This is a genomic window from Streptomyces sp. NBC_00224 (genome assembly GCF_041435195.1).
Lineage (GTDB): Bacteria > Actinomycetota > Actinomycetes > Streptomycetales > Streptomycetaceae > Streptomyces.
Genome location: NZ_CP108106.1, coordinates 2,691,683 through 2,707,552 on the forward strand (window position 1 = coordinate 2,691,683; position 15,870 = coordinate 2,707,552).

Consider the following 15,870-nt stretch of genomic DNA (forward strand, 5'->3'; position numbering starts at 1 on the left):
GAAGAAAGAGAGCAACCCGCTGTGATCGTCCGCTCGTTGAAGGACATCGAGAACACCGAACGCCATGTCCGCGCCGCCTCCGGCACCTGGGAGAGCAAGCGGATCGTCCTCGCCAAGGAGAAGGTCGGCTTCTCCCTGCACGAGACGGTTCTGTACGCGGGCACCGAGACGTCGATGTGGTACGCCAACCACATCGAGGCGGTGCTGTGCGTGGAGGGCGAGGCCGAGCTCACCGACCACGAGACCGGCGAGACCCACTGGATCGCGCCCGGCACGATGTACCTGCTGAACGGCCATGAGCGCCACACCCTGCGCCCCAAGACCGACTTCCGCTGCGTCTGCGTCTTCAACCCGCCCGTCACCGGACGGGAGGACCACGACGAGAACGGCGTCTACCCGCTGCTGACCGAACCCGAGGAGGGCTGATCTCTATGCAGGACCTGTACCCCACCCGTGGCGCCACCGAAGTGGTGACCCCCCGTCAGGACCCCGTCGTCTGGGGGCCGTCCGCCGGGCTCGAATCGTACGAGAAGGACGGCTTCCTCACCGTCGACCAGCTGCTGGCCGACGACGAAGTGGCCTTCTACCGGCGCGAGTTGGAGCGGATGATCGCCGATCCGGCGGTCCGCGCCGACGAGCGGTCGATCATCGAGCCGCAGTCCCAGTCGGTGCGCTCGGTCTTCGAGGTGCACCGGATGAGCGAGATCTTCGCGGGTCTGGTGCGCGACGAGCGCGTGGTCGGCACCGCCCGGCGGATCCTGGGCTCGGACGTGTACGTCCACCAGTCGCGCATCAACGTGAAGCCGGGGTTCGGGGCGTCGGGCTTCTACTGGCACTCGGACTTCGAGACCTGGCACGCGGAGGACGGTCTGCCGAACATGCGGACCGTGTCCGTGTCGATCGCGCTCACCGAGAACCACGACACCAACGGCGGCCTGATGATCATGCCCGGTTCGCACCGGGACTTCCTGGGGTGCGCCGGGGCCACGCCGAAGGACAACTACAAGAAGTCGCTCCAGATGCAGGACGCGGGCACGCCGTCCGACGAGGCGCTGACGAAGATGGCGGACCGGCACGGCATCCGGCTGTTCACCGGGCGCGCGGGCTCGGCGACCTGGTTCGACTGCAACTGCATGCACGGCTCCGGGGACAACATCACCCCGTATCCGCGCAGCAACGTCTTCATCGTCTTCAACAGCGTGGAGAACGCGGCGGCCGAGCCGTTCGCGGCCCCGATCCGCCGCCCGGAGTTCATCGGCGCCAGGGACTTCACGCCGGTGGGGTGACCGGCCCCGGCCGGGGGTGCTGTGACTCCCGGGGGGTGCCCCCGGGAGTCACAGCACCCCCGCACAGTGATCGTTGGTACGGTCGCCCCATGGCTGATGAATCTTCACGAACTCCCGTCACCGCGGCCGATGTCGAGCACGTCGTACGGCTCTCGGTCACCGCACTGCGGGCGGGGCTTGCCGCGGACTGGAGCGTGAAGGCCGGTTCCCTGGAGTGGGACTGCTGGGAGACCGTCGAGCACCTCTCGGACGACCTCTTCGCGTACGCCGTGCAGCTCGGCCCGCAGCAGCCCCCGCTCGACGGCGAGGTGCCGTACCTGTGGGAGGCGAAACGTCCCGGCGGGCCGCGCAACGCGGTGCACGCGGACCGCGCGGCCGGGCCCGCCGGGCTCCTCCAGACCCTGGAGGCCAGCGGCGCCCTGCTGACCGCGATGGTCCGCACGGCGTCCCCGGACGTCCGCGCCCACCACGGTTTCGGCAACTCGGACCCGGAGGGCTTCGCGGCGATGGGTGTCGTGGAGACGCTGCTGCACACCTACGACGTGGCGGCGGGCCTCGGGGTCACCTGGGCGCCGCCGGGCGGGCTGTGCGACCGGGTGCTCGCCCGGCTGTTCCGCGAGGTTCCGGCGGATCCGGACCGGTGGCGCGTGCTGCTGTGGGCCACCGGCCGGGCGGATCTGCCGGACCTGCCGCGCCAGGAGTCCTGGCGCTGGTACGGAGAACCGCTCAGTGGCGCAGCCAGATCCTGAGCCCGCCGACCGGGGTGAACCCGGCGCGGACGGCGGCCGCGAGGTCGTCGCCGCTCTCGTAGCCGACCACGTCGAGGCCGGGCCGGTGCCGGGCGAGCGCGCCCAGGCAGCCGGCCCAGGCCGCGTCCAGGTCGCCGTCGGCCGCGAACAGGTTGGAGACGCCCACCACCGAGGCGCCCTCGCTGGCGACGGCGCCCGCGACGATCCGGCCCGCCGCGTCCCGCGCCGCGAGGAACGCGTGGGAGCCGTCGGCGAGGAGCGCGGCCGGGAACAGTCCACTGCTGTCCCCGTCCGACCACGCCTGCTCCCACCGCGCCAACTCGGCTTCCGTGCGCACGAGTTCCCACCCTCCCGCGCCCGTCTCCGGCGCGGGGCGGTGGATCCACTGGGCGTCGAAGAGGACCTCGAAGCCGTCGGCCGTCAGGTCGAGAGCGGCGAAGCTGTCCTTGACCGAGGCGCCCGGTGAGGCGTCGATCCGCTCCACGATCTCGCGCGGCCCGGCGCCCGGGTCGAGGGTCACCGCGTCGGGGTAGAGCGGCGGGGTGCGCTGCGCGCTGGTCCAGGCGCGGGGGTCCCACTCGCCCGTGATGCCGTGTGCACGGCAGAGCGCCGCACACCAGTCGGCGTTGTTGCGGGCGGCGGCACGCACCCGTACGTCCTGCTCGATGTCGCTCTCGATATCCCTGGTCACGGCCCGATCCTCCCCCGTAGGACCGGGCCGTGACCAGGGGTTTTTCGCCCGGCTCAGACGACGAGGGCGGCGTCCAGTGCCGGGTAGTCGAGGTAGCCCTTGTCGTCGCCGCCGAAGAAGGTGGCCGGGTCGGGGGCGTTGAACGGGCCGCCCGTCTCAAGGCGCTGCGGCAGGTCCGGGTTGGCGAGGAAGAGCGCCCCGTACGAGAGCAGGTCGGCGGTGCCGTCCTCGATGAGCGCGAGCGCGTCCGGGCCGGTGGGGCCGTCGGTGGCCGCGTTGAGCACGACCGTGCCGTTGAACAGCTTGCGCAGGGTCCCGGTGAGCTCGCGGAGCCCGGGGCCGCCCTCCAGGATGTGCAGATAGGCGAGCCCGACGGTCTCCAGCTCGCGCACCAGCGCGGTGTACGTGGCCTCCGGCGCGGGCTCGCTGATGTCGTTGTAGCCGTTCGCGGGCGAGATGCGCAGGGCGGTGCGGCCCGCGCCGATCTCGGCGGCGACGGCCTTGACGACCTCGACGGCGAACCGGGTGCGGGCCTCGTCGGAGCCGCCCCAGCGGTCGGTGCGCAGGTTGGTGGTGGGCGCCAGGAACTGGTGGATGAGATAGCCGTTGGCGCCGTGCAGCTCGACCCCGTCGAAGCCGGCCGCGATGGCGTTGCGCGCCGCCGACGCGTACTGGCCGATGGTCTCGACGACCTCGGCGTCCGTCAGCTCGCGCGGGGTGACGAAGTCCAGCGGGCCGTCGTGCGTGTAGACCTTCCCGGCGGCGGCAACCGGCGACGGGGCGACGTTGACCAGGTCGCCGGGCAGCAGGTCGGGGTGGCCGATGCGGCCGGCGTGCATCAGCTGGGCGAAGATGCGCCCGCCCTGGGCGTGCACGGCGTCGGTGACCTCGCGCCAGGCGGCGACCTGCTCCTCGCTGTGCAGGCCGGGGGTGTCGGGGTAGCCCTGGCCGACGGCGGCCGGCTGGATGCCCTCGCTGATGATCAGCCCGGCACCGGCCCGCTGGGCGTAGTACGCGGCCGTGGACGCGGTGGGCGAGTTGCCCGGGCCGTAGGCGCGGCTGCGGGTCATCGGCGCCATGGCGATGCGGTTGGGGAGGCGGAGGCCGGGCAGGTCGATCGGGTCGAAGGCGGTGCTCATGACAGCTCCAGGGGAGGGTTATGTTGGTCGGCCAAGTAATTCGACGCGCTTCACTGTAACCCATTGATTGGCCGACCAAGGTAAAGTTGTGGCATGACCACGGACGCGCGCAGCCAAGACCCCCTCTGTACGGAGTTGTCCCGCACCCCGGGTGCGGCGCGCGGCGGCCCGATCAGCCACGCCGTCTCACGGGTGGCCCGGCTGCACCGCGTCGCCGCGGGCCGGCTGCTGCGCGCGACCGGGCTCTACGCGGGCCAGGAGATCTTGATGATGCATCTGTGGGACGCGGGCGCGGTGCGCCAGTCCGAGCTGATCAAGGCGCTGGAGCTGGACCCGTCGACGGTGACGAAGATGCTCCAGCGCCTGGAGCAGACGGGCCAGGTTCGCCGCCGCCCCGACCCCGCCGACCGCCGCGCCTCCCTGGTGGAGGCGACGGAGGCCAGCTGCGCCCTGCACGACGCGGTGGAGGCGGCGTGGAACGGCCTGGAGGAGAAGACCCTGGCGGGCCTGACCACGGCGGAACGCGCCGAACTGGCCCGCCTGTTGAACAAGGTGGAGGCGAACTTGTGCCCGATGGCGGCGGCGGAGTGCCCGTCCGGAGAGGGCGCTCCCCCGGCGGGTGCGTGATTCACCTGCGGGTCGTGGTGGGCTGGTCGCGCAGTTCCCCGCGCCCCTTAAATGCGCCCCTCCGGGCCGCCCAGGGGATTGGCCGCGACCAGCCCAGCACGGTCCGCAGCCAAAATCCGGCCCTAAAGCGCCGCGCCCAGCACCTCCAGCGCCCGGTCGACGTCCGCGGACGAGTTGTACAGGTGGACGGCGAACCGCAGATTCCCACCCCGCGCGGACGCGTACACCCCGCCCCGCACCAACTCCGGCTGAAGGCCGTCCAGCCCCGGCACGGCGACGACCGCCGAGGACTCGGAGACGGCCCGGTGCCCCAGGTCGGCGAGCCCCGCCCGCAACCGCCCCGCCAGCGCCAGGTCGTGCGCACACACCGCCTCGATCCCCACGGCCTCAAGAAGCGCTAGCGACTCCGCGGCCGCGTGGTACGACAGGAACGAGCCGGGCTCGTCGTAGCGCCGCGCGGACCCGGCGAGCTCCCGGACCGGCCCGTAGTTGTCGGACAGGTCCTCCGCCGCGAACCACCCCGAGTGCAGCGGCGCCAGCTGCTCCTGCGCCTCCTCCGTCACGGTGAGGAACGACGTGCCGCGCGGGCAGGCAAGAAACTTGAAACCGGCCGTGACCGTGTAGTCGTACGCGCCCGCGTCCAGGGGCAGCCAGCCCGCCGACTGGCTGGCGTCGAGGAGCGTACGGGCCCCGTGCGCGGCCGCGGCGGCCCGTACGGCGTCGAGGTCCGCGACCCGCCCGTCGACGGACTGGACGGACGAGAAGGCGACCAGGGCGGTGCCCGGCCGTACCGCCTCGGCCAGCGACTCCAGCGGCACGTACCGCATCTTGAGGTCGCCGCGCACCGCGAAGGGCTGCACCACCGAGCTGAACTCGCCCTCGGGGGCGAGGACTTCGGCCCCGGCGGGCAGCGAGTGGGCGACGAGGGCGACGTGCACCGAGACCGACGAGCCGAGCGCGACCCGGTCGGCGCCGACCCCGGTGAGCCGGGCGAACGAGCCTCGGACGGCGGCGAGCGCGTCGAAGCTGCCCGCGCCCTCGCGGGTGCCCGCCAGGTTCTCCCCGGCGAGCCGCGCGATGGCGTCCACGGCACGCCGGGGCAGCAGACCGCAGCCGGAGGTGTTCAGATACGTCGTCTCGGGCGCGAACGCGTCGCCCGACAAAGGCTCCAGGATCTCCATGATCCCACCCTGCGGTCCCCCCGCCCCGGGGTCAATCGACAAAAGGCGGAGGGAACCGTCAACGGTTGCTTACGGGTTGGGCCGAGACAGCCGACGCCACGCCCGTACGTACGTCACGCGCGCGGGACCTCGCACCCGTCCGGGCCGCACGCCTCGCCCTCGGCCGAGGCGGCGCCGAGCGTGGCGAGGACGGGCGTGTGCTCCTGCCAGGCCTGCTCAAGGGCCTGCGTGAACACCTCGGCGGGCTGGCCGCCGGAGATCCCGTACTTGCGGTCGACCACGAAGAACGGCACCGCGCTCGCGCCGAGCGCGGCGGCCTCGGCCTCGTCCGCGCGCACCTCGTCGGCGTACGCGCTCTCGTCGGCGAGCACAGCCTTCGCCTCGTCGGCGTCCAGGCCCGCCTCGACGGCCAGCTCCAGCAGGACGGCGGCGTCGAAGACCGAGCGCTCCTCGGCGAAGTTGGCCCGGTAGGCGAGGTCGAGCAGCGCCTCCTGGCGGCCCCGGGCCTTGGCGAGGTGGAGCAGCCGGTGGATGTCGAAGGTGTTGCCGTGGTCCCGGCCCTCGGTGAGGTAGCCCAGCCCCTCGGCGTGCGCGTTGGAGGCGACGTGCTCCTCCATGCCCCGGGCCTCGTCCAGGGTGCGACCGTACTTCTCGGCCAGCATCGGGATCACCGGGCCGACCGCGTCCTTGGCGCGGTTCGGGTCGAGCTCGAAGGAGCGGTGCACGACCTCGATGCCGTCGCGGTGGGCGAACTCCGCCAGGCCCTTCTCGAAACGGGCCTTGCCGATGTAGCACCACGGGCAGGCGATGTCGCTCCAGATCTCGACGCGCATGTCACTTCTCTCGGATTCTCTCGGGGGAGGTTGTATCACTTTCAAGTATTAGAACGTACGGGGCGGCCGCCGCATTCCCCGGTCAGCCCACCGCGGTCGTCTCCAGCCTGCTGAAGGTGGCCCGGTACGAGCTCGGGGTCAGACCGGTGCGCCGGACCAGATGGGCGCGGAGCGAGTCGGCGCTGCCCAGGCCGCTGGCCTCGGCGATCTGGTCCATGGCGAGCGCGGTGGTCTCCAGGAGCTCCTTGGCCCGCTCGATGCGCTGGTGCAGCAGCCACTGCAGCGGGCTGACCCCGCTCTCGGCGTGGAAGCGGCGGGTCAGGGTGCGCACGCTCACCCCCGCGTGCCGGGCCAGGTCGGTGAGGGTGAGCGGCTTGTCCAGGTTGCGCATCGCCCAGCCCCGGGTGTCGGCGCAGACCACGCCCCGCTCGGCGGGCAGCGGGGTCTGGGTGAACTGGGTCTGCCCGCCGGGCCGCACCGGGGCGACCAGCGCGGCCCTCGCCACCTGGTTGGCGACGGCGGCGCCGTAGTCGGTACGGATGACGTGCAGGCACATGTCGATCCCGGCCGCGTATCCGGACGAGGTCATGACGTCCCCGTCCTCGACGTAGAGGACATCGCCCTTGAGGTCGAGGGTCGGGTAGCGCCGGCGCAGCTCCTCGGCGAGCTCCCAGTACGTGGTGGCACTGCGCCCGTCGAGCAGTCCGGCCTCGGCGAGGACGAAGGCGCCGCTGCAGATGGAGGTGATCCGGGTTCCGTCGGCGGCGGCCGCGCGGACGGCCTCCACCATGCGCGGGTCGGGCACATAGCGCTGCCCCGTCCCCGCGACCAGGACGGTGTCGGCGTCCGCCACGGCGTCCAGGCCCCGGCCCACGTACAGATCGAGCCCGCCGGTGGTGGCGACCGGGCCCGGCTCCGGGGTGCAGACGGTCAGCTCGTACCCGGGGGCACCGTCGATCTCCACCTTGGCGAAGAGCAGCTCGGGGATGGCGAGGTTGAACATCGATACGGGGGAGGGCGCGATGACGACGACGCGGTGGGGCCGCCACGGGGCGGACGGCCGGTCGGTGGGCTTGCCCTCAGCGGGCTGCCGGTCGGACTTCATGGCCAGAACCTCCGGGTGCATGGCATTCAGGCCACTACTCTAACCGGCTGCGGTTCGTCAGGCTGAGGGCATGCCATCCAACGCCGTACGCCAACCCGTCCCCTCCGCCGACCAGTTGACCACCGACCAGTTGACCGCCGACGGGTCGATACGGCCGAAGTCGCCCCGCTCCACCTCCCCCTCCCCCGGCCTCACCCTCGCCGCCGCGCTCCTCGGCTTCGCCCTGATCACGCTGGACGCGTCCGTGGTGAACGTGGCGCTGCCCGCGATCGGCTCCGACCTGGGCGGCGGGATGTCCGGGCTGCAGTGGGTGGTCGACGCGTACACGCTCGCGTTCGCGGCGCTGATGCTGTCGACCGGCGCCTTCGCGGACCGGATCGGCTCGGCTCGGGCGTACGCACTGGGCACGGTCGTCTTCGTCCTCGCCTCGGCCGCCTGCGGCCTCGCCCCGGACCTGGGGGTGTTGATCGGGGCCCGGGTGGTGCAGGGCGCGGCCGCCGCCGTGGTGCTGCCCGCCTCGCTCGCCCTGGTGCGCCAGGCGTACGCGGATCCGGCGCGGCGGGCCCGCGCGGTGGCGCTGTGGGCGGCGGGCGGCTCGGTCGCGGTGGCGCTCGGCCCCGTCGCGGGCGGGGCGCTCACCACGGCCTGGGACTGGCGCGGGATCTTCTTCATCAACCTCCCGCTGGGCCTGGCGGCCCTGGCCCTGACGGCCCGCGCCCCGCGCTCCGAGCGCCGCCCCGCGCCGCTGGACCTGCCCGGCCAGCTGACGGCGGTGGTGGCCCTGGCCGCGCTCGCCTTCGCCGTGATCGAGTCCGGACCGGTACGGGTGGTGGCGGGCGCGGTGGCGCTCGTCTCCGGATCGGCCTTCCTGCTGATCGAGTCGCGCGCGGCCCATCCGGTCGTCCCGCTCGGCCTGTTCCGTACGCCGACGGTCGCGGTGGCGGTCGCGGTCGGCGCGGCGGCGAGTGTGGCGTTCTACGGAGTGATCTTCGTCTTCTCTCTCTACTTCCAGCGGGTGCGGGGGGAGTCGGCGCTGGCGGCGGGACTGATGTTCCTGCCGATGACGGCCCTGATCCCGGCGACGAACGTCCTCTCCGGCAAACTCGCCAACCGCTACGGCCCGCGCCGCCCGATGATGATCGGCCAGCTGGTGGCCCTGGCGGGCCTGCTCCTGCTCCTCGTCCCCGACGAGCACACACCCACCCTGCTGGTGGCCTTCCTCCTGATCCCCCTGGCCCTCGGCTGCGGCCTATCGATCCCGGCCCTGACCGCCGCGATGATGGAGTCCCTGCCGCAGGAACGGGCGGGCCTGGCGGCGGGCGTACTGAACGCGGCGCGCCAGGTCGCCGGGGCGCTGAGTGTGGCGATGTCGGGGGCGCTGGTGGCGGGGGGATTCGTGCCCGGGATGAGGGTGTGGCTGGTAGTGGCGGCGACCCTGTTCGCGGGAACGGCGGTCGCTACGCGGCGGCTGCGGTAGCCCTCCGGGGGGTGCGGGATTTGTCTGCGGGCCCGGTGGGGGCTGGTCGCGCAGTTCCCCGCGCCCCTTAAGGCACCTCCAGCCCCGGCCAAATCCAGCCCCTCCGGCGTTTGAGGAGCGGGGTCCGGGGCGGAGCCCCGAAGCGGGGTGCAGGGGGCGGAGCCCCCGCAACGGAGGTCCGGGGGCGCAGCCCCCGGGAAACCCCACCTCCACCCCCACCCACCCCCGGAGGGTTTAGGGAAGGGGCGGGGTGGGGAGCTCCAACCGGCCGTCCACCCGGCGAGGGACCCCCACCCCACCCCCCTCCCGCAACTCCTCCGGAAGCAGCCCCTCCGGCGTGCTCTGGTACGTCACCGGCCGCAGCCACCGCTCGACCGCCGTCGCCCCCACCGACGTGGACGTCGACGTCGTGGCCGGGTACGGCCCCCCGTGATGCTGGGCCGGCGCCACCGCCACCCCCGTCGGCCACCCGTCCACCAGGACCCGCCCCGCGAGAGCCGTCAGCTCGGCGAGGAGCAGCCGCGCCGCAGCCCCGCCCTCGGCCCCCGCCGCCTCCCCCGCCGACAGCTGAAGCGTCGCCGTCAGGTTCCCCGGCAACCGCGAGAGCACCGCTCCGATTTCGGACGGGTGCTCATACCGCGCCACCACCGTCACCGGCCCGAAGCACTCCTCCAGGAGCAGATCGTGCGGTCCCGGCGAGCCGAGCACAGCCGCCCCCACCGTCAGGAACCCCGCGCTCACCGTGTGCTCCCCGCCGGAACCCGGCGTCACCGGCGCCCCGACCCCGTCGAGCGCGGCCCGCTCGGCGACCCCGGCCACGAACGCGTCCCGCATCCGGTGGTCGAGCATCACCCCCGCCTCGGAGTCGCTCACCACCGCCATCAGCGCCTTGACCAGCGCGTCACCCCCGGCACCGACGGGCGCCAGTACAAAGCCCGGCTTGGTGCAGAACTGGCCGACGCCCAGCGTCATCGACGCCCCGAGCCCCGCCCCGATCTGCTCGCCGCGCTCCTCGGCCGCCGCCTCGGTGACCACGACCGGGTTCAGCGACCCCAGTTCGCCGTGGAAGGGGATCGGCACCGGCCGGGCCGCCGCCGCGTCGAAGAGGGCGCGCCCTCCCCGTACCGAACCGGTGAAGCCCGCCGCCGAGACCAGCGGGTGGCGCACCAGCGCGACGCCCGCGTCGAAGCCGTGCACCAGCGCCACCACGTCCTGCGGCAGCCCGACCCGTACCGCCGCCCGCCGCAGCAGCGAGACGCACAGCTCGGAGGTGGCCGGGTGGGCCGGGTGCGCCTTGACCACGACCGGGCAGCCGGCCGCCAGCGCGCTCGCCGTGTCCCCGCCGGGAACGGAGAAGGCGAGCGGGAAGTTGGACGCCGAGTAGACCGCGACCACCCCCAGCGGCACCTTCATCCGGCGCAGGTCCGGCCACGGCGGGGTGCGGCCCGCATCGGCGTGGTCGATGCGCACGTCGAGGAAGGCGCCCTCGTCCACGACGTCCGCGAACGCCCGCAACTGGGCGGTGGTCCGGGCGAGTTCGCCGGTGAGCCGGACCGGCCCGAGGGCCGTCTCGGCGTCGGCGGCCTCCACCACGTGCTCGGCCGCCCCGTCGAGAAGGTCGGCGGCGGTCCGCAGCAGCGCGGCCCGTACGGTCCGGTCGGCGAGCGCGCCGCGCACCGCCCAGGCGGCCCGGACCGCTTCGTCGACCTCGTACTCCGTCGCCTCGGAAGCGACTTCCTCGCGCGGCTTCCCGGTACGGGGGTCGACACTCCAGACTGGTGCTGTGCTCACCACGATGTCCTTCCGGCTTCCGGCCCTGCCCGTGGTCCGGGAACGGGACCTTGCTCGTCATCCTTGCCCGCCCTGCTCCGCCACCAGGATTTGTTCGGTATTCTGAACAGCGTTCCTGTTGGTGAATATGCTGGACTCTATTGACGGGCGTTCTGCGTTGGCAAGACGCGCAGACGAAGAAGGGGCGAGGGCGAATGTCGGCTGCCGAGACAGGTGGGGCCCAGGTCAAGTCCGCCGTGCGTACGGTGGAGTTGCTGGAGTACTTCGCGGGGCGCCCCGGAATGCACTCCCTCGCCGCGGTCCAAGAGGCGGTCGGATACCCGAAATCCAGCCTCTACATGCTGCTGCGCACCCTGGTGGAGCTCGGCTGGGTGGAGACCGACGCCACCGGCACACGGTACGGGATCGGCGTCCGGGCCCTGCTGGTCGGCACCTCGTACATCGACGGCGACGAGGTCGTCACGGCCGCCCGGCCCACCCTGGACCGGCTCTCCGACGACACCACGGAGACCATCCACCTCGCCCGCCTCGACGGCACCAACGTGGTCTACCTCGCCACCCGCCAGTCCCAGCACTATCTGCGCCCCTTCACCCGCGTCGGCCGCCGACTGCCCGCGCACTCGACCTCGCTCGGCAAGGCGCTGCTCGCCACCCACAGCGACGAGCAGGTGCGCAAGCTGCTCCCGGAGACCCTCCAGCAGCTGACCGAGCACACCATCACCGACCGCGAGAAGCTCATCGAGGAGCTGCACCAGATCCGCGAGCAGGGGTACGCGGTGGACCGCGAGGAGAACACGCTGGGGCTGCGCTGCTTCGGCGTCGCGATCCCGTACCGGACCCCCGCGCGCGACGCGATCAGCTGCTCGGTGCCGGTCGCGCGGCTGACCCCGGCGCACGAACAGATGGTCAAGGACGCCCTGTTCGACGCCCGCGACCGGCTCACCCTGGCCACCCGTAGGCTCTGACCCATGACGCTCGCCTCCTCCTCGCACGCCCGGCCGGCCGTCCTCCTGCGGGAGGTGCGCGACGACGATCTGCCGGTGTTCTTCTCGCACATGAGCGACCCCGAGTCGGTGCGGGTCGCGGCCTTCGCCGCCGAGGACCCCACCGACCGGGCCCGCTTCGACAGTCACTGGGCCCGGCTCCGCGCCTCGGACGACCTGATACGCACGGTGCTCGCCGACGGCGAAGTGGCGGGCCACGCGGCGGTCTACGGCCCGCCGGACCACCGCGAGGTGACGTACTGGGTGGACCGCGCGCACTGGGGCCGCGGCATCGCCACCGCGGCCCTGTCGGCGCTGGTCGGGCTCGTGCCGCAGCGCCCGCTGCACGCCCGTGCCGCCGCCGACAACACCGGCTCGATCCGGGTGCTCCAGAAGTGCGGCTTCGAGATCGTCGGCCACGACCGCGGCTTCGCCAACGCCCGGGGCGCGGAGATCGACGAGGTCGTCCTCGCGCTGGCGCGCTGACCCCCCGCGGGCCGAACTCCACCGGACCGGGACCCCGCCCGCCGTCCTCCCCTACGCTGTGCGGATGATCATCGCTACCCGGCTGCTCGGCCGGACGGCCCGGCTGCGCTGGGTCCATCTGGTGCTCGGCGGCGCGGCGTTGATGCCGTACTTCCTGCTCGGCGCGGTGATCGTGGGTGCGGTCACCGGCGGCGCGGACGTCTACACCACCCTTCACCTCCAACTCGCCGCGTTCGCCTGCGCGTTGCCGATCGCCGCCGTCTCCGCGCTGTTCCCGGTCGCCCGCCCGCTGTCGGTGGCGGCGGCCCGGGCGCTGTGCGGGGTCGCCCCGGCCGCACTCGCGGACGGGCCCGCCGGCTCGCGGGCGGCCCGGGCGCGCACGGCCGGGTGGTTCACGCTCCACATCGGCCTCGGCGGGGTCATCAGCGGGATGACGCTCGCGCTGCCGCCGTTCGCCCTGACCCTGATCGTGCTGCCGTTCTTCGCGGCGCTGCGGGACTCCCGCCTCGGGCTGCCCGCCTTCGGCGGCTGGGCGGTGCTGCTCGCCCCGCCACTCGGCCTCGCCGGACTGCTGGCGCTGAACTGCTGCGCGGCCGGTGCCGGGGCGCTCCTCGCCCGCTGGGCGCCCCGGCTGCTCGGCCCCACGCCCGCGGACCGGCTGGCGGCGGCCGAGCAGCGGGCGGCGGAGCTGGCCGTGCGCAACCGGCTGGCCCGCGAGCTGCACGACTCGGTGGGCCACGCGCTGAGCGCGGTGACGCTCCAGGCGGGCGCGGCCCGCAGGGTGTTCGACAGCGACCCCGCCTTCGTACGGGAGGCGCTGGCGGCGATCGAGGAGACGACCCGGCGCACGGTCGGTGAACTCGACTCCGTGCTCGGCCTGTTGCGGCAGGGGGACGACGAGGCGGCCGGGGGCGCCGGGCCCGGGCTCGCCGGTCTCGACGGGCTGCTGTCGCATACCGGCGTGAAGGTGTCGTACACGGCGGCCGGCGACCTCGCCACCGTACCGGAACTGGTCTCGCGCGAGGCGTACCGGATCGTGCAGGAGGGGCTGAGCAACGCCCTGCGGCACGGCGGCGCCGCGCCCGTGGCCCTGCGGATCGCCGTCGACGGCGAGGAAGTGGAGATCGTGATGGAGAACCCCATGCCGGGTACGGCCCAGGTGGTGCGCCCGGGGGGCGGCCGGGGCCTGCGCGGGATAGCCGAGCGGGCCGCCCTGCTCGGCGGCCGCGCGCAGGCGGGCCCCGAGGACGGCCGGTGGCGGCTCGCCGTCCGCTTCCCGGTCGCGGGCAGGCCCGGGGGTGCGCGATGAGCGCGGTCCGGGTGGTGCTCGCGGACGACGAGCGGATGGTGCGCACCGCGCTGCGGGCCATCCTGGAGGCGGAGGCGGACCTGGAGGTCGTGGGCGAGGCCGCGACCGGCGCGCAGGCCGTCTCGGTGGTGCGCGAACTGCGCCCCGACGTCGTCCTGATGGATGTGCGCATGCCCGAGATCGACGGCATCCGCGCCACCGAGCAGATCCTGGCGACGCTCCCCTCGCCGCCGCGGATCGTGGTGGTGACGACCTTCGAGAACGACTCGTACGTGTACGACGCGCTGCGCGCCGGGGCCGCCGGGTTCCTGCTGAAGCGGGCGGCGGCCGAGGAGCTGGTCCAGGCGGTGCGCCTGGTGGCCCGCAGCGACTCGCTGCTCTATCCGTCGGCGGTGCGGGAGCTCGCCGCGCTGCACTCCTCGGCCCGGCCCGCGCCCCCGCCCTGGGCGGCCCGGCTCACCGAGCGCGAGGCGGACGTACTGCGGCTGATGGCGACCGGGCTGTCCAACGCGGAGATCGCGGGCCGGATGGGCGTCGGCCCGGCGACGGCGAAGACGCATGTGGCGTCGGTGCTCGCGAAGACGGGCGCGCGGGACCGCACCCAGGCGGTGATCGCGGCGTACGAGTCGGGCTTCATCACACCGCGCTGAGGCCTCTGAGACCTCTGAGATCTCTGCGACAGATGAGAGCTTCCTGAGAAAACCGGCCAAACGGAACGATTCGCGTCAGCCGCCTCGTCCCTTTCATGGGATGAACAAGACGATCAGGCGCGCCTCGGTCTGCTGTCTGCTCATGGTGCTCGCCCTCCTGGGGCGGGCCACCTATGTGCAGTTCTACAAAGGCCAGGCCCTCGCGGACGACAAGCTGAACCGGCGGAACACCATCGCGCAGTACGCGAACCCGCTCGGGGACATCATCGTGGCCGGCTCCCCGGTCACCGGATCGGAGAGGACGGCGAGCGGCGACCTCGCGTACAAACGCACGTACAAGAACGGTGAGCTGTACTCGGCGGTGACCGGCTTCAGCTCGCAGGTGTACGGGGCGACCCAGCTGGAGGGGATCTACGGCAAGGTGCTCGACGGCACCGACACCCGGATGAAGGACCCGCTCTCGGTGCTCACCGGCGAGCGGGCCCGCGGCGGCAACGTGCTGACCACCATCGACCCGGCGGTGCAGAAGGCCGCCTACCAGGCGCTCGGGAGCAAGAAGGGCGCGGCCGTCGCCATCGACCCGAAGACCGGCCGCATCCTCGGCATGGTCTCGACGCCGTCGTACGACCCGTCGAAGATCGCCGGTTCGACGGACGGCGACGCCTGGAAGGCGCTCTCCGAGGACCCGGACAAGCCGATGGTCAACCGGGCGCTGCGGCAGCCGCTGCCGCCGGGTTCGACGTTCAAGCTGGTGGTCGCGGCAGCGGCGCTGGAGAACGGCCTGTACCCGTCGGTGGACACCAAGACCGACAGCCCCAACCCGTACACCCTGCCCGGCACCCGCACCGTACTGACCAACGAGAACCCGTCCGCCCCGTGCGAGAACGCCACCGTCCGCACGGCGCTCCAGTACTCGTGCAACAACGTCTTCGCGAAGATGGCGGACCAGCTGGGCCAGGACAAGGTCCGGGCCATGGCGGAGAAGTTCGGCTTCAACGACGCGAAGCAGGACGTGCCGGTACGGGCCTCGGCGAGCGTGTACCCGAAGGGCATGGACAAGGCGCAGACCGCGCTGACCGGCATCGGCCAGTTCGATGTGACGGCGACGCCGCTCCAGATGGCCATGGTGTCCGCCGCCATAGCCAACGATGGAGTCATGGCATCGCCCCATATGGTCTCCGAGGTGACGGACGCCGACGGCACGGTCCTGCAGTCCTACGAGGACAAGGACGGCGACGGGAAGCGGATCATGTCGTCGGAGACCGCGCGCCAGCTGCGCGCCGCGATGGTGACGGTCGTCGAGGACGGCACCGGATCCAACGCCAGGGTGAGCGGCGCCGAGGTCGGCGGCAAGACGGGCACGGCCCAGCACGGCGTGGGCAACTCCAAGACGCCGTACGCCTGGTTCACGTCGTACGCGAAGGATTCCGCTACCGGCAAGGAGGTGGCGGTGGCCGTACTCATCGAGGACTCGGGCGCGGCGCGCTCCGAAGTGAGCGGCAACGGCCTGGCGGCGCCGGTGGCGCAGAAGATGATGCGGGCGGCGCTGGGCTCGTCGTAGGG

The 15,870-nt window shown here is 73.0% G+C and carries 16 protein-coding genes; 10 read left to right on the forward strand and 6 right to left on the reverse strand.

What is annotated here, in order from left to right:
* Positions 1–21 precede the first annotated feature (21 nt).
* The 3 genes from OG965_RS12025 (at position 22) to OG965_RS12035 (ending at position 2,035) form a co-directional block, all read left to right on the forward strand.
* Entirely contained in the window at positions 22–426 is a 405-nt protein-coding gene (locus tag OG965_RS12025) for an ectoine synthase (RefSeq protein ID WP_371651960.1), read from the forward strand.
* A gap of 5 nt (positions 427–431) precedes the next feature.
* The gene (gene thpD, locus OG965_RS12030) at positions 432–1,286 is read left to right on the forward strand and encodes an ectoine hydroxylase (RefSeq protein WP_371651961.1); all 855 of its coding nucleotides are present in this window, start codon (positions 432–434) and stop codon (positions 1,284–1,286) included.
* Positions 1,287–1,375: 89 nt separating this feature from the next.
* On the forward strand, positions 1,376–2,035 hold the full coding sequence (locus OG965_RS12035) for a hypothetical protein (protein WP_371651962.1): 660 nt from the start codon (positions 1,376–1,378) through the stop codon (positions 2,033–2,035).
* Here OG965_RS12035 and OG965_RS12040 read toward each other — a convergent pair.
* Both OG965_RS12040 and OG965_RS12045 read right to left on the reverse strand, forming a co-directional pair.
* Positions 2,013–2,726 (reverse strand): hypothetical protein, encoded by a 714-nt coding sequence (locus tag OG965_RS12040; protein WP_371651963.1) that lies wholly within the window; start codon positions 2,724–2,726, stop codon positions 2,013–2,015. The two genes, OG965_RS12035 and OG965_RS12040, sit on opposite strands and share 23 nt — an antisense overlap.
* Before the next feature lie 53 nt (positions 2,727–2,779).
* Positions 2,780–3,865: an alkene reductase gene (locus OG965_RS12045; RefSeq protein ID WP_371651964.1), complete on the reverse strand. Its 1,086-nt coding sequence runs from the start codon at positions 3,863–3,865 to the stop codon at positions 2,780–2,782.
* Positions 3,866–3,958: 93 nt separating this feature from the next.
* Between OG965_RS12045 and OG965_RS12050 the strand changes: the two genes are divergently transcribed.
* Positions 3,959–4,492 carry a MarR family winged helix-turn-helix transcriptional regulator gene (locus tag OG965_RS12050; RefSeq protein ID WP_371651965.1) on the forward strand — a complete coding sequence of 178 codons (534 nt, stop codon included), beginning with the start codon at positions 3,959–3,961 and terminating at the stop codon, positions 4,490–4,492.
* 122 nt (positions 4,493–4,614) lie between these two features.
* Here the strand turns inward: OG965_RS12050 and OG965_RS12055 are convergent, their stop codons facing one another.
* The 3 genes from OG965_RS12055 to OG965_RS12065 form a co-directional block, all read right to left on the reverse strand.
* On the reverse strand, positions 4,615–5,673 hold the full coding sequence (locus OG965_RS12055) for an aminotransferase class V-fold PLP-dependent enzyme (RefSeq protein ID WP_371651966.1): 1,059 nt from the start codon (positions 5,671–5,673) through the stop codon (positions 4,615–4,617).
* 113 nt (positions 5,674–5,786) lie between these two features.
* Positions 5,787–6,506: a DsbA family oxidoreductase gene (locus tag OG965_RS12060; protein ID WP_371651967.1), complete on the reverse strand. Its 720-nt coding sequence runs from the start codon at positions 6,504–6,506 to the stop codon at positions 5,787–5,789.
* Between the two features lie 82 nt (positions 6,507–6,588).
* A complete protein-coding gene (locus OG965_RS12065; RefSeq protein ID WP_371656922.1) occupies positions 6,589–7,509 on the reverse strand; it encodes a GlxA family transcriptional regulator in 921 nt (306 codons plus the stop codon).
* Positions 7,510–7,681: 172 nt separating this feature from the next.
* Between OG965_RS12065 and OG965_RS12070 the strand changes: the two genes are divergently transcribed.
* Positions 7,682–9,088: an MFS transporter gene (locus tag OG965_RS12070; protein WP_371651968.1), complete on the forward strand. Its 1,407-nt coding sequence runs from the start codon at positions 7,682–7,684 to the stop codon at positions 9,086–9,088.
* Positions 9,089–9,322: 234 nt separating this feature from the next.
* Here OG965_RS12070 and OG965_RS12075 read toward each other — a convergent pair whose 3' ends face one another.
* Positions 9,323–10,879: an aldehyde dehydrogenase (NADP(+)) gene (locus OG965_RS12075; protein ID WP_371651969.1), complete on the reverse strand. Its 1,557-nt coding sequence runs from the start codon at positions 10,877–10,879 to the stop codon at positions 9,323–9,325.
* Positions 10,880–11,073: 194 nt separating this feature from the next.
* On the opposite strand from OG965_RS12075, the gene OG965_RS12080 reads away from it, so the two are divergent.
* The 5 genes from OG965_RS12080 (at position 11,074) to OG965_RS12100 (ending at position 15,868) form a co-directional block, all read left to right on the forward strand.
* Positions 11,074–11,844, forward strand: a complete 771-nt coding sequence (locus tag OG965_RS12080) for an IclR family transcriptional regulator (protein ID WP_371651970.1) — start codon at positions 11,074–11,076, stop codon at positions 11,842–11,844.
* A 3-nt stretch (positions 11,845–11,847) separates the two neighbouring features.
* A complete protein-coding gene (locus OG965_RS12085; protein WP_371651971.1) occupies positions 11,848–12,348 on the forward strand; it encodes a GNAT family N-acetyltransferase in 501 nt (166 codons plus the stop codon).
* A gap of 64 nt (positions 12,349–12,412) precedes the next feature.
* Positions 12,413–13,657 carry a sensor histidine kinase gene (locus tag OG965_RS12090; protein ID WP_371651972.1) on the forward strand — a complete coding sequence of 415 codons (1,245 nt, stop codon included), beginning with the start codon at positions 12,413–12,415 and terminating at the stop codon, positions 13,655–13,657.
* Positions 13,654–14,307, forward strand: a complete 654-nt coding sequence (locus OG965_RS12095) for a response regulator (RefSeq protein WP_371651973.1) — start codon at positions 13,654–13,656, stop codon at positions 14,305–14,307. The genes OG965_RS12090 and OG965_RS12095 overlap by 4 nt, the downstream gene beginning before the upstream one ends.
* A 100-nt stretch (positions 14,308–14,407) precedes the next feature.
* On the forward strand, positions 14,408–15,868 hold the full coding sequence (locus tag OG965_RS12100) for a peptidoglycan D,D-transpeptidase FtsI family protein (protein ID WP_371651974.1): 1,461 nt from the start codon (positions 14,408–14,410) through the stop codon (positions 15,866–15,868).
* Positions 15,869–15,870: the final 2 nt, after the last annotated feature.

Bases quoted from the DNA above. Each gene is read 5' to 3' on its own strand.
- thpD (WP_371651961.1), top strand. From the start codon at position 432: ATGCAGGACCTGTACCCCACCCGTGGCGCCACCGAAGTGGTGACCCCC.
- OG965_RS12035 (WP_371651962.1), top strand. From the start codon at position 1,376: ATGGCTGATGAATCTTCACGAACTCCCGTCACCGCGGCCGATGTCGAG.
- OG965_RS12045 (WP_371651964.1), bottom strand. From the start codon at position 3,865: ATGAGCACCGCCTTCGACCCGATCGACCTGCCCGGCCTCCGCCTCCCC.
- OG965_RS12050 (WP_371651965.1), top strand. From the start codon at position 3,959: ATGACCACGGACGCGCGCAGCCAAGACCCCCTCTGTACGGAGTTGTCC.
- OG965_RS12055 (WP_371651966.1), bottom strand. From the start codon at position 5,673: ATGGAGATCCTGGAGCCTTTGTCGGGCGACGCGTTCGCGCCCGAGACG.
- OG965_RS12060 (WP_371651967.1), bottom strand. From the start codon at position 6,506: ATGCGCGTCGAGATCTGGAGCGACATCGCCTGCCCGTGGTGCTACATC.
- OG965_RS12065 (WP_371656922.1), bottom strand. From the start codon at position 7,509: ATGTTCAACCTCGCCATCCCCGAGCTGCTCTTCGCCAAGGTGGAGATC.
- OG965_RS12070 (WP_371651968.1), top strand. From the start codon at position 7,682: ATGCCATCCAACGCCGTACGCCAACCCGTCCCCTCCGCCGACCAGTTG.
- OG965_RS12080 (WP_371651970.1), top strand. From the start codon at position 11,074: ATGTCGGCTGCCGAGACAGGTGGGGCCCAGGTCAAGTCCGCCGTGCGT.
- OG965_RS12085 (WP_371651971.1), top strand. From the start codon at position 11,848: ATGACGCTCGCCTCCTCCTCGCACGCCCGGCCGGCCGTCCTCCTGCGG.
- OG965_RS12090 (WP_371651972.1), top strand. From the start codon at position 12,413: ATGATCATCGCTACCCGGCTGCTCGGCCGGACGGCCCGGCTGCGCTGG.
- OG965_RS12095 (WP_371651973.1), top strand. From the start codon at position 13,654: ATGAGCGCGGTCCGGGTGGTGCTCGCGGACGACGAGCGGATGGTGCGC.
- OG965_RS12100 (WP_371651974.1), top strand. From the start codon at position 14,408: ATGAACAAGACGATCAGGCGCGCCTCGGTCTGCTGTCTGCTCATGGTG.